Annotated in this window: 12 protein-coding genes; all 12 read left to right on the top strand. The window is 44.1% G+C overall.

What is annotated here, in order from left to right; all coding sequences use genetic code 11:
• Positions 1-45: 45 nt before the first annotated feature.
• Positions 46-1,962, top strand: coding sequence for a stage V sporulation protein D (locus tag HNQ82_RS03470; RefSeq protein ID WP_183247162.1), 1,917 nt, complete (start codon positions 46-48; stop codon positions 1,960-1,962).
• A gap of 65 nt (positions 1,963-2,027) precedes the next feature.
• Positions 2,028-3,494, top strand: a complete 1,467-nt coding sequence (locus HNQ82_RS03465) for a UDP-N-acetylmuramoyl-L-alanyl-D-glutamate--2,6-diaminopimelate ligase (protein ID WP_183247327.1) — start codon at positions 2,028-2,030, stop codon at positions 3,492-3,494.
• A 23-nt stretch (positions 3,495-3,517) separates the two neighbouring features.
• Entirely contained in the window at positions 3,518-4,492 is a 975-nt protein-coding gene (gene mraY / locus HNQ82_RS03460; RefSeq protein ID WP_183247160.1) for a phospho-N-acetylmuramoyl-pentapeptide-transferase, read from the top strand.
• The gene (gene murD / locus HNQ82_RS03455) at positions 4,492-5,826 is read left to right on the top strand and encodes a UDP-N-acetylmuramoyl-L-alanine--D-glutamate ligase (RefSeq protein WP_183247158.1); all 1,335 of its coding nucleotides are present in this window, start codon (positions 4,492-4,494) and stop codon (positions 5,824-5,826) included. Before mraY ends, murD begins: the two co-directional genes overlap by 1 nt.
• A gap of 32 nt (positions 5,827-5,858) precedes the next feature.
• The gene (gene spoVE / locus HNQ82_RS03450) at positions 5,859-6,959 is read left to right on the top strand and encodes a stage V sporulation protein E (protein ID WP_183247156.1); all 1,101 of its coding nucleotides are present in this window, start codon (positions 5,859-5,861) and stop codon (positions 6,957-6,959) included.
• A 56-nt stretch (positions 6,960-7,015) separates the two neighbouring features.
• Positions 7,016-8,107 (top strand): undecaprenyldiphospho-muramoylpentapeptide beta-N-acetylglucosaminyltransferase, encoded by a 1,092-nt coding sequence (gene murG / locus HNQ82_RS03445; protein WP_183247153.1) that lies wholly within the window; start codon positions 7,016-7,018, stop codon positions 8,105-8,107.
• A gap of 40 nt (positions 8,108-8,147) precedes the next feature.
• Entirely contained in the window at positions 8,148-9,056 is a 909-nt protein-coding gene (gene murB, locus HNQ82_RS03440) for a UDP-N-acetylmuramate dehydrogenase (RefSeq protein ID WP_183247152.1), read from the top strand.
• A 131-nt stretch (positions 9,057-9,187) separates the two neighbouring features.
• A complete protein-coding gene (locus tag HNQ82_RS03435; protein WP_183241693.1) occupies positions 9,188-9,970 on the top strand; it encodes a cell division protein FtsQ/DivIB in 783 nt (260 codons plus the stop codon).
• Positions 9,933-10,646 (top strand): DUF881 domain-containing protein, encoded by a 714-nt coding sequence (locus HNQ82_RS03430; RefSeq protein ID WP_183247150.1) that lies wholly within the window; start codon positions 9,933-9,935, stop codon positions 10,644-10,646. The genes HNQ82_RS03435 and HNQ82_RS03430 overlap by 38 nt, the downstream gene beginning before the upstream one ends.
• A gap of 11 nt (positions 10,647-10,657) precedes the next feature.
• On the top strand, positions 10,658-11,374 hold the full coding sequence (locus HNQ82_RS03425; RefSeq protein WP_183247148.1) for a DUF881 domain-containing protein: 717 nt from the start codon (positions 10,658-10,660) through the stop codon (positions 11,372-11,374).
• 5 nt (positions 11,375-11,379) lie between these two features.
• Positions 11,380-11,739, top strand: a complete 360-nt coding sequence (locus tag HNQ82_RS03420; RefSeq protein ID WP_006321460.1) for a small basic family protein — start codon at positions 11,380-11,382, stop codon at positions 11,737-11,739.
• Positions 11,740-11,819: 80 nt separating this feature from the next.
• Positions 11,820-13,100: a cell division protein FtsA gene (gene ftsA, locus HNQ82_RS03415; protein ID WP_183241687.1), complete on the top strand. Its 1,281-nt coding sequence runs from the start codon at positions 11,820-11,822 to the stop codon at positions 13,098-13,100.
• Positions 13,101-13,120: the final 20 nt, after the last annotated feature.

The raw sequence follows: 13,120 nt of genomic DNA, 5'->3' as shown, positions 1-13,120 counted from the left end.
AGCATATAGTGGAACGAGCCGAAACATATAAGGAGGTTCCGCTATATGCGTGCAGTAACTGTTCGAAAACGATTGACGGTCGTTTTGTTGATTGGGTTTCTCATTTTTGCGATTATTGACATTCGTCTCGGTTATGTGCAATTTGTTTTAGGAGATATGTTAACAGAGCGGGCGAAAGATTTATGGAGTCGAAATATCCCATTTGAGCCAGAGCGTGGGAAAATCGTCGATCGCAACGGGGTGCCTTTAGCAACGAACATGAGTGCCCCATCTGTGCTCGTCGTCCCAAGACAAATTGAAAACCCATCGGAAGTAGCAAACGAGCTCGCGCGCATATTGCACATGCCGGTAGAAAAAGCATATAAACATGTGACGAAAAAAACATCAATTGAACGCATTCATCCAGAAGGGCGAAAAATTTCGAACGAGCAAGCGAAACAAATTCGCGACTTAGGGATGAAAGGAGTATACATCGCTGAAGATTCAAAACGGTATTATCCGTTCGGAAGTTATTTATCGCACGTGCTTGGCTTTGCCGGAATTGATAACCAAGGATTGATGGGGCTTGAACTTTATTACGATAAACAATTGAGCGGCAAGCCAGGTTCCGTTCAATTTTATTCCGATGCAAAAGGGAAGCGCATGCCAGGGATGGCCGATGCGTATACGCCACCTGTCGATGGACTTGATTTAAAATTGACCATCGATACACGCGTCCAAACGATTTTAGAACGAGAACTGACGATTGCAGAAGCAACGTATCGCCCGGACGGAATTATTGCGATTGCGATGAATCCAAACAACGGTGAAATTTTAGGAATGGCAAGCCGTCCGACATTTGACCCCGCTGACTTTCAAAACGTGCCACCTGAAATTTTTAATCGCAATTTGCCTATTTGGAGCACGTACGAACCGGGGTCAACGTTTAAAATTATTACGCTCGCGGCAGCTTTAGAGGAAAAAAAAGTTGATTTATTAAAAGAACATTTTTACGATCCAGGATATGTTAAAGTTGCTGGGGCGACGCTTCATTGTTGGAAACGTGGCGGCCATGGCGATCAAACGTTTCTTGAAGTTGTTCAAAACTCTTGCAACCCCGGATTTGTAGAGCTTGGTGACCGACTCGGTAAAGAAAAACTATTTGAATATATTCGTGCATTTGGCTTCGGTGAAAAAACGGGCATTGATTTACAAGGAGAAGGAAAAGGTATTTTGTTTCCACTTCATCGTGTCGGACCGGTCGAACAAGCAACGACCGCTTTCGGTCAAGGGGTAGCCGTCACGCCTATTCAACAAGTGGCGGCAGTCGCCGCTGCTGTAAATGGAGGAATTTTATACCAACCTTATATTGCAAAAGAGTGGCTCGATCCGGTCACAGGACAAGTCATACAACGACAAACGCCAAAAGCAAAAAGAAGAGTTATTTCCGAGGAAACGTCAAAACAAATTCGTTATGCGCTCGAAAGCGTTGTAGCACAAGGAACAGGGAAGGGTGCGTTTGTCGATGGGTATCGTGTCGGTGGCAAAACCGGAACAGCTCAAAAAGCAAAAGACGGTCAATATTTAAAAGACAACCATATCGTTTCATTTATCGGCTTTGCGCCAGCGGACGATCCACAAATTGTTGTATATGTGGCGGTCGATAATCCGAAAGGAACGGTACAATTTGGTGGCGTTGTGGCGGCACCGATTGTTGGAAATATTATGGAAGATAGCTTACGTGCACTCGGTGTCAAACCGCGTAAACAACAAATTGAAAAAGAAACGACGTGGCTCGATCCGCGCTATGTAGAAGTGCCAAATTTAATCGGTTTAACAAAAAAAGATTTGCAACAACAGCTTTTTCACTTAAAATTAGATGGTAGTGGCGAAGGCGATACAGTCATTGAACAGGCGCCGAAGCCTGGGGCGAAAGTGAAAGAAGGAGCGACGATCCGGGTTTATTTTGGAACGAAACGGTAAAGCCTAGAGGAAGTATCCTCATGGCTTCTTTTTCTGTTTATATAAAGAAGAAAGGAACGATCGGTATGAAGTTACAAACGTTGCTTCAACATTTACATAGCTTTACACCACTTACAACAGAAAATCCGACGATTACATCGATCGATATGGATTCAAGAGACGTACAGCAAGGTTCGTTATTTGTTTGTATCAAAGGATTTACAGTAGATGGACACGATTTTGCTGAACAAGCGGTCGCCCGCGGAGCCGTTGCAGTCGTGGCCGAAAAACCGCTCACATTGCCTGTGCCGGTCATTTACGTAAATGATAGCCGCCGCGCACTTGCTGTATTAGCCGATGCGTTTTACGGTCAGCCGACGCATCAGCTGCATGTCATTGGTGTAACAGGAACAAACGGAAAAACGACGACGACACATTTTATTGAGCGCATATGCCGCCACGCTGGAAAAAAAACCGGGCTGATCGGCACGATTAACATGAAAATTGGTGATGAAACGTATGATGTAAAAAATACAACACCTGAATCGCTCGTTTTACAAAAAATGTTTCGTAAAATGGTTGACGCGCATGTGGACATTGCTGCGATGGAAGTATCGTCTCACGCGCTACATATGGGAAGAGTACACGGATGTGACTTTGATGTCGCTGTGTTTACCAACTTAACGCAAGATCATTTAGACTACCATCAAACGATGGAGCATTATCGTTGGTCGAAAGGGTTATTGTTTGCGCAACTTGGCAATCGTTTCGATCATCAACGTCCGAAGTTTGCGATATTGAATGCGGACGATGCTGCCTCAGAAGAATATAAAAAAAGCACAGCAGCGACAGTTGTAACATACGGTATTCATCATCAAAGCGACATTATGGCGAAACATATTGAGATAACAACGAGTGGCACAACATTTCAACTTGTTACTCCGATCGAAACTGTACAAGTGAAAACGAAGCTCATCGGCATGTTTAATGTATATAATTTGTTAGCTGCGGTAGGCGCTTGTCTCGTCTCAAACATTCCGCTTCGTACGATTGTGGAAGCCATTGCTGACATCGAAGGAGTTTCGGGGCGTTTTGAAGTCGTTAATGCCGGTCAGCCGTTTACCGTCATCGTCGATTACGCTCATACGCCAGATAGTTTAGAAAACGTATTGCAGACGATTCAACAGTTTGCCAAAAAGCGTATATTTGTCGTTGTCGGTTGCGGTGGAGACCGCGATCGGACGAAGCGACCATTGATGGCGCAAATCGCTGTCAAATATAGCGATGTTCCAATTTTTACATCGGATAATCCGCGTTCAGAAGACCCGATGGCCATTTTAAACGACATGAAACAAGGAGTAGCTGAAGACGTCGTATGCATTGTCGATCGAAAAGAGGCAATTACATATGCGATTGAACAAGCCGAAAAAGACGATGTCGTTTTAATTGCGGGAAAAGGTCATGAGACGTATCAAATCATCGGGAAAGACGTGTTATATTTTGATGATCGTGTCGTCGCACGCGAAGCTATTCAACGAAGAACAGATCAATAGAAGATGAGGAAGGTGCAACGATCATGAACGAAAAAGTCATTTTGTTCACGGCAGGGGTTGCCTTTATGATTACGGTTGTGTTATCGCCGATTTTCATTCCGTTTTTAAGGCGATTAAAATTCGGGCAAAGCATTCGTGAAGAAGGGCCAAAATCCCATCAAAAAAAATCAGGCACGCCGACGATGGGGGGATTAATGATTTTATTGTCGCTCTCGATTACAACGTTTATGATGAACGATGTATTTTTTGAACGGACGCCACAAACGTATTTATTGTTGTTTGTGACGCTTGGCTACGGATTGCTCGGTTTTATTGATGACTTCATTAAAGTGGTCATGAAACGTAACCTTGGTTTAACGAGCAAGCAAAAACTAGTGGGACAACTGCTCATTGCGCTCATCTTTTACTTTTTCTTTCAACATTACAGCATTTCAACGGTCGTCTCGATTCCTGGGACGGATATGTCTATAGACTTAGGCGTCGCTTATATTTTGCTTATTATTTTTATGCTTGTTGGCGGCTCCAATGCGGTCAATTTAACGGACGGCTTAGACGGGTTGCTAGCAGGGACGGCGGCGATTGCGTTTGGTGCATATGCTGTATTAGCTTGGAATCAAGGACAATATGACATCGCCATTTTTAGCGTTGCTGTCGTTGGTTCGGTGCTTGGATTTCTCGTCTTTAACGCGCACCCTGCGAAAGTGTTTATGGGTGATACTGGTTCGCTTGCGCTTGGCGGGGCGATTGTCGCCATTGCGATTTTAACGAAACTTGAAATATTATTGGTGATTATCGGTGGCGTATTCGTCATTGAAACGTTATCGGTCATCATTCAAGTCATTTCGTTTAAAACGACAGGGAAACGCGTGTTTCGTATGAGTCCGTTGCACCATCATTACGAGTTAATCGGCTGGTCAGAGTGGCGTGTTGTCGTGACGTTTTGGGCGGTCGGTTTATTGTTTGCCATTTTAGGAATTTATATTGAGGTGTGGGTATAATGTACAACGGAAAAAAAGTGTTCGTATTAGGTTTAGCCAAAAGTGGATGGGCAGCAGCAAAACGGCTTCGTGAGCTCGGTGCCGATGTTGTTGTCAACGATCGCAATGAACCGAGTGAGCAGGAAAAACAAGAGTTAGAAGCGCTTGGCGTCCGTCTCGTATGTGGCGGTCATCCGCTTGAGTTGCTCGATGAGCCGTTTGATTTCGTCGTAAAAAATCCCGGCATTCCGTACTCCAATGCGCTCGTCCAAAAAGCGCTCGACAAACACATTCCGATTATTACGGAAGTCGAAATTGCGTATGAAACGTCAAAAGCCCCTATTATCGGCATTACAGGTTCAAACGGAAAAACGACGACGACGACCTTGATTTATCACATGTTGCAAGAAGCGAAACGGCGACCGCTCATTGCAGGAAATATCGGAACCGTTGCGTGCGAAGTTGCCAAACATGCGACAAAAGATGATGTCATCGTGATGGAATTATCTTCGTTTCAACTGCTCGGAACGATCCGTTTTCGTCCGCACATCGCTGTGTTGTTAAACATTTTCGATGCGCATTTAGATTATCACGGGACGAAAGAAGCATACGCAGAAGCGAAAGGAAACATTTTTAAAAATCAAACGGAAACGGACTACGCTGTCGTCAATGCGGATGATCCGATTGTCATGCAATTAGCAGGAAAAAGCCGCGCACAAAAAGTGCCGTTTTCTGCAACTACGCCATTATCGTACGGGGCAACGGTAAAAGAGGGAGCGATTTATTTTCATGACGAGCGAATTATCGACATCACCGACGTGGCGTTACGCGGGACGCACAATCTCGAAAATATATTAGCCGCTGTTGCCGCAACGAAGCTTGCAGGTGCAGACAATGACTCGATTCGTCGCGTATTAACGACGTTTACAGGCGTTGCGCATCGCTTGCAGTTTGTTGCTGAAATCAATGGACGAAAATTTTACAACGATTCAAAAGCGACAAACATATTAGCGACGCAAAAAGCGTTAAGCGCTTTTCATGAGCCGGTTATTTTACTTGCCGGTGGGTTAGATCGCGGCAACGAGTTCGATGAGTTACTCCCTTACTTTCAACATGTGAAAGCCGTCATTACGTTCGGACAGACGGCGCCAAAAATTGAACGCATTGCGCGCGAAGCAGGAATACAGCAAGTGAAACGTGTCGATAATGTGGAACAAGCAGCTTTTGCCGCATATGAATGGTCGTCGCCGGGCGATGTCATTTTACTTTCCCCAGCGTGTGCAAGTTGGGATCAATATAAAACTTTCGAACAGCGTGGGGACATGTTTGTACATGCGGTGCATAAGCTTAAATAAGACGAATTTTAAGTAAATTGAGGTGTTCCGCATTGCATGGAAAAAAGTCTGCACCTGATTTTTTGTTAATGATCATCACGTTTTCGTTGTTGGCGATCGGGCTTATTATGGTGTATAGCGCTAGCGCCATTTGGGCGGATTACAAGTTTCATGATTCGTTTTTCTTTGCGAAACGCCAACTATTGTTTGCAGGGATTGGCATTGTAGCGATGTTTTTTTTCATGAACATCGACTATTGGACGTGGCGCACGTGGGCGAAAGTGTTGCTCATTGTTTGTTTTATACTTCTCGTTCTCGTCTTAATTCCAGGTATCGGCATGGTGCGCAACGGTTCGCGCAGCTGGATTGGCGTTGGTGCATTTTCTATTCAGCCATCTGAATTTATGAAAATGGCGATGATCGCATTTTTAGCAAAATATTTATCTGAAAACCAAAAAAAAATCGCATCATTTAAACAAGGGTTACTTCCGTCTTTAACGCTCGTGTTTATTGCATTTGGTATGATTATGTTACAACCGGATTTAGGGACGGGAACGGTCATGGTTGGCACGTGCGTCGTCATGATTTTTGTCGCTGGCGCGCGCATGAGCCATTTCCTCGTCCTCGGTTTGCTCGGATTGGCAGGGTTTGCTGGACTCGTGTTATCCGCTCCGTATCGTATTAAGCGCATTACGTCATTTTTAAATCCATGGGAAGATCCGCTAGGTAGCGGTTTTCAAATTATTCAATCGCTTTATGCGATCGGGCCGGGCGGGCTGTTCGGGCTTGGACTCGGGCAAAGCCGCCAAAAGTTTTTTTACTTGCCTGAGCCACAAACCGACTTTATTTTTGCTATTTTAGCAGAAGAACTCGGATTTATCGGCGGTTCGCTCGTGCTGCTTCTTTTCAGTTTATTGCTTTGGCGTGGCATTCGCATCGCCTTAGGGGCGCCTGATTTATACGGCAGTTTTTTAGCTGTCGGCATCATTGCGATGGTCGCGATTCAAGTCATGATTAATATCGGAGTCGTGACCGGATTAATGCCGGTGACAGGCATTACATTGCCGTTTTTAAGCTATGGCGGTTCGTCATTGACGCTTATGCTTATGGCGATTGGTGTCTTGTTAAACATTAGCCGTTATGCGCGATATTAAAGGCTGACTTCACGGAAGTCAGCTTCTTCTGTTACTTTCGATAAGGGGGAAAAGCGATGAAAATTGTAGTGAGTGGTGGCGGAACAGGAGGTCATATTTATCCTGCGCTTGCGTTTATTCATGAAGTAAAAAAACAACATCCAAACGTCGATGTATTATATATTGGGACAAAAAAAGGGTTAGAAAGCACGATCGTTCCAAGAGAAAACATCCCGTTTCATGCGATTGACATTAGTGGATTAAAACGTAGTCTTTCATTGGAAAACGTCAAAACGCTCGTTCGCTTTATAAAAAGTGTTCACGCATGCAAAAAACTGTTGAAACAATACAAACCAGACGTTGTGCTCGGCACAGGGGGATACGTATGCGGACCTGTCGTATATGCAGCAGCGAGATTAGGCATCCCGACGATCATTCATGAACAAAACAGCATCCCGGGATTGACGAATACGTTTTTAAGCCGTTATGCCGATAAAGTTGCCGTTTGCTTCGAAGAAACAAAGGAATATTTTCCAAACAAAAAAGTTGTATTAACAGGAAACCCGCGCGCGTCAGAAGTCGTAGGAAAAGACGGACGGGAAGCGAGACGATCGCTCGGATTAGATGAACAGAAAAAGACGGTACTCATTGTCGGTGGCAGTCGCGGTGCCCGTCCGATCAATGAGGCGTTTTTACAAGTGCTTCATGAAGTCGAACAAAAACCGTATCAATTTTTATATGTTACAGGCGACGTTCATTATGATAAAGTAATAAAGGCAGTAGGCGATGTCGGCAATCCGCCAAACGTCATCATTCGTCCATTTATTCACAACATGCCGGAAGTGTTAGGTGGGGTCGATGTAATCGTTGCGCGTGCAGGTGCAACGACGCTAGCAGAAATTACAGCGCTCGGCATTCCGAGCATTTTAATTCCGAGCCCGTATGTGACAAATAATCACCAAGAAAAAAATGCCCGGGCGCTTGAGAAAAAAGGAGCAGCGATCGTTCGTTTAGAAAGTGAATTGACAGGTGCGCATTTGCTTGACGATATCGACCGCATTTTGTTAGACGAACAGACGTTGACAAACATGAAAGAAGCGGCGTTTCGACTAGGTATTCGCGATGCAGCGGAACGTTTATATCGCGTCATGGTGGAGATGATTTCATAAATTGCATACGATATAGGAAAAAGGTAGAGGAGGTAAAACATTGGAAAAACTACGTGAAGAGCTCCTGCAAGCTAACGTTGGAACAGTGAAAGAAAACGAGCGTATGGCCAGTCATACAACAATTAAAATTGGCGGACCTGCTGACCTTTTCGTTGAGCCAAAAAATATAGATGGTTTAAAAAAGACGATGGAAATCGTCCGAAAATATGATGTACCTTGGCGTGCGATCGGTCGCGGTTCGAACTTACTCGTATTAGATGAAGGGATTGAAGGTGTTGTCATTAAACTTGGTGAAGGATTAGATGATTTATACATTCATGATACAGAAGTGACAGTTGGCGGAGGATATTCGCTCATTAAACTGGCGACCGTCATTAGTAAACAAGGGTTGTCCGGCCTTGAGTTCGCGGGAGGCATTCCGGGAACGGTGGGCGGAGCGGTATATATGAACGCCGGCGCTCACGGTTCCGATATGTCGCGCATCGTGAAAAAAGCACAAATTTTGTTTGAGGACGGAACGATTGAATGGTTAACAAATGAAGAGATGGAATTTTCGTATCGTACGTCCGTCCTACAAACAAAGCGTAAAGGCATTTGCATCGCAGCCATGCTTGAAATGAAAAAAGGAAACCGCGATGAAATTGTGGCAGCCATGCAAAAAAATAAAGATTATCGCCGCGAAACACAACCGTGGAACTACCCGTGTGCGGGAAGCATCTTTCGCAACCCCCTTCCACAATACGCTGGTCAGTTGATCGAACAAGCGGGGCTAAAAGGATATACGATTGGCGGAGCAAAAATTTCTGAACAACATGCGAATTTTATCGTCAACGCCGGCGGAGCAACGGCAAAAGATGTGCTCGAGCTCATCGATTATGTGAAGAAGACGATTTATGACTTATACGGCGTATCATTGCAAACAGAAGTTGAAATTGTTGGGCGGAAGTAATACATTTTCCCCATCCTAATTTTTTCTATATTATGCTATAATAAAAATAGAGACAATGAACTAACGGTTGCTCATATGCGCCGTTAGTTTTCTTGTTATTTTGATTTGGTCCATCGACCGAGGTGGAGTGAATGGGAAAAGGAAAAGTTGTTGTTCTTGAAGAACGTGTGCCAAAATTAAAAGAGCAGCGAAGACAACGCGCGAATCGCTTACTCATTGCATATATCGCTTTATTTTTTATGCTTTTGTTAGGCGTCGTGTACGCGCAGTCGCCACTAAGCAACGTTGCCGTCATCCACGTCGAAGGGAATCATCATATCGCTTCCAAAGATATTATTCAATTAAGTGGCGTGACGAAAAAGACGAGCTTTTGGAAAGTAAAAAAAGCGGAAGTGGAACAGCGAATTAAACAACATCCCGAAGTGGAAGAAGTACATGTCAAAAAACGAATTCCGAATCGCATTGATATTGTTGTCGTTGAACGAAAGCGGATCGCTTACATTTTGGACAAGCATTCCTTTTTGCCGATTTTAGATAACGGAAAGGTGTTGACGCATGCAAAACGAGCGATTCCGAGCGATGCCCCGATTTTAGTCGGATGGAAAGAAGGAGAGGCTATTCAAGAGATGGCTACCCAATTGGCAAACACGCCAAGTTCGATTTTAAACCTCATCTCAGAAATTCATTATACCCCAAACTCATCGGACCAAAGGCATATTACTGTCTATATGAATGATGGCATAGAAGTGAGTGCTACCGTCGATCGTTTTTCGGAAAAAATTGTTCATTATCCTTCGATCGTCAGCCAATTACAGCCGGGGGCAAAAGGCGTCCTTCATTTAGAGATGAGCACATATTTCAAACCGTACGAAGCAGATGAAGGGAATGACAAAAACGATGAAAATGAACGGTAGCCATGTTATTTTGTCGTTCGTTTGTTTAGTTTTAGGCTTTATGTTGGCATTCTCTTATCAACTGACGAAAAAAGAGACGGCTAATCGCCAACTTGAACGTCAATGGAATAAAGAATATGAGTATCGTCAACAGCTTATTGAACAGCAAGAACAAAATCAAAAGCTACAAGCAGAGTTGTTTAAAAAACAGCAACGCGTTCGAGAAATGGAAAAAGAATTAGCAAGCGAGGAGCGAGTTTATTTTAACCTTGTCGAAGATGCGGAACGATTGCGCATGTATCTTGGCAAAGTGAAAGTAAAAGGAAAAGGAGTAGAAGTCATGCTATCTGATGCTTCATACATCCCTTCCGAAGCGAACGCCACAAACTACATTGTTCACGAACAACATGTGTTTCAAGTTGTCAATGAACTATTGATTGCCGGGGCGTCTGCGATATCCATTAACGGTCAACGATTATCGCACCGATCGTATATCGTTTGCAACGGCCCGGTCATTGAAATAGATGGGATGCAACACCCCGCCCCGTTCGTTATTCAAGCGATTGGCGACCCGAACGTACTGATCCCTGCGTTAACGATCGCTGGTGGCGTCAAAGACCAACTAACGAGCGACCATATTGTTGTTGACATTGTAGAAAAATCGGAAATTACAATGGAACCGCTAATGCAAAAATAAGAGGAGGAGCGATGTTGACGCGAAAAACGACATGGCATTTTACGTTTGTGTCGCTTATTATCGGTTTCATGTTGGCGATCCAATTTCAAACGAGCCACGAACCAGATGTGCGCGACACACGTGACATATGGGAAATACGACAAGATTTAAAAAAAGAGCAAGAGTTACATAAACAACTGTTGCAGGAAATACGAAAGTATGAAGAAACGTTAGAAAAATATGAGCAACAGCGTTCAGAAAATAAAGGAGCCATTCTTCGTCAAACGGTAGAGGAATTAAAAAAAGAAGCAGGGCTAACGGAAGTGGTCGGGGAAGGTGTCGTGCTTTATGTCGAACAAATGTATGATGAATCATACGTCGGTCCGCTTAGCGACACGGTGTCTGCTGAGTTGCTTCGCCGACTCATGAATGAATTAAATATGTATGGCGCTCAATATGTATCGATTGCTGATCAACGCATCGTCAACACGACGGTCATTCGCGACATTAACGGTGTGACGAAAGTGGATTCGTACCCGCTACACTCTTTCCCTTTTGAAATTAAAGTGATTGCGGTAGACGCAGAAAAAATGTACAACCGGCTCAAAGCGTCGACGATTGCCGATGACTTTGCCCTTGAAAATTTACTTCTTACGATTTCAGAGCCACAACAACGTGTCGTCATTCCTCCATACGATGGGACGGTGCGCGTCAAACAAATGGAAGCAGTCGAAGATGCTAGGAGGTGAACATGATGTGGCTTCCGTTGCTTGGCCTCGTCATTGGCATATTGCTCGGATTGTTGACGGATTGGCGCATTCCGAGCGAATATGCGAACTACTTATCCATCGCGGTGCTCGCAGCGTTTGATACGCTCATAGGCGGCATTCGTGCACATTTGCAAAATATTTACGATGAGCACGTATTTGTATCTGGATTTTTTTTTAATATTATTTTAGCAACAAGTTTAGCTTTTCTCGGTGTGCATCTTGGTGTAGACTTGTATTTAGCAGCTGTATTTGCGTTCGGTGTGCGCCTGTTTCAAAACATCGCTGTCATCCGCCGAATTTTGCTGACGAAATGGTTAGAAAGCCGCCAAAAAAATCGTTTATAAAAAAGGGAATGCTGTTCGGATGTGGAATATAGTGTTGATATACATAACAACGTTCATTTTGTAAAGGAGGTGCCACCAGAATGAACAGCAACGATTTTTATGTTAGTCTTGACATCGGTACGTCCAGTGTAAAAGTCATCATTGGCGAAATGATTAACGATCAGTTAAACATTATCGGTGTCGGCAATGTGAAATCGCAAGGGCTGAAAAAAGGCTCCATTATTGATATAGATGAAACGGTACAATCGATTAAACGAGCGATTGAACAAGCGGAACGGATGGTCGGCGTAACGATTAAAGGCGCCATTGTCGGAGTAAACGGCAATCATATTCAACTTCAACCGTGTCATGGGATTGTCGCTGTATCAAGCGAAAATAAAGAAATTACGAATGAAGACGTCACGCGCGTCATCGAAGCAGCCCAAGTCGTTTCCGTCCCACCAGAGCGCGAAATTATTGATGTTATTCCAAAACAGTTTATCGTTGACGGACTTGATGGAATTAACGATCCGCGCGGCATGTTAGGCGTGCGATTAGAAATGGAAGGAACGATGATTACCGCATCAAAAACAGCTTTACATAACGTGCTTCGCTGTGTTGAACGAGCGGGGTTAGAAGTGCTTGATGTATGTCTTCAACCGCTAGCGGCAGCCTCAATTGCCCTATCGAAAGATGAAAAAAACTTAGGTGTGGCACTTATTGATATCGGTGGCGGTTCAACGACGGTCGCTGTGTTTGAACAAGGATTTTTACAAGCAACGACCGTGCTTCCAATCGGTGGGGAACATATTACAAAAGATTTATCGATCGGCATGCGTACGTCGACAGAAGATGCAGAACGCATTAAACTAAAACATGGACATGCATTTTACGATCTTGCTTCTGAAGAAGAAGTATTTAGCGTTCCCATTATCGGAACTGACCAACATCAACAATTTAGCCAATTGGAAATTGCGGATATGATTGAAGCGCGTGTAGAAGAAATTTTACAAATGGCACAAGCAGAAATTCGTCGACGCGGATTTCGCGATTTGGCTGGCGGATATGTGTTAACCGGTGGAACAGTCAATATGCCGGGCGTATTAGAACTTGCCGAAGCGATTTTTGGACACACTGTTCGTGTCGCGATGCCGGATTATATTGGTGTTCGCGATCCACAATACACAAACGGTGTCGGTTTAATTCAATTCGCTTATAAAAATGCGAAGTTACAAGGAAGACACGTTCCCGTTCTTTCTTCTAGCGCGTCAAACGATTTCCAAGCGGAGAAAAAGGTGCATAAAGCGCCAGCAAAACCAAAACAAAAAGAAGAACATTTAGCACATAAAGTCAAGAAATTTTTCGGATACTTTTTTGAATGACAATTTGAATGGCTAGGAGG

The sequence above is a fragment of the Anoxybacillus tengchongensis genome, from assembly GCF_014201585.1.
Classification (GTDB): domain Bacteria; phylum Bacillota; class Bacilli; order Bacillales; family Anoxybacillaceae; genus Anoxybacillus; species Anoxybacillus tengchongensis.
Note: the sequence above shows the minus strand (reverse complement) of the source record. Positions and strands in the feature narration are given on the sequence as shown.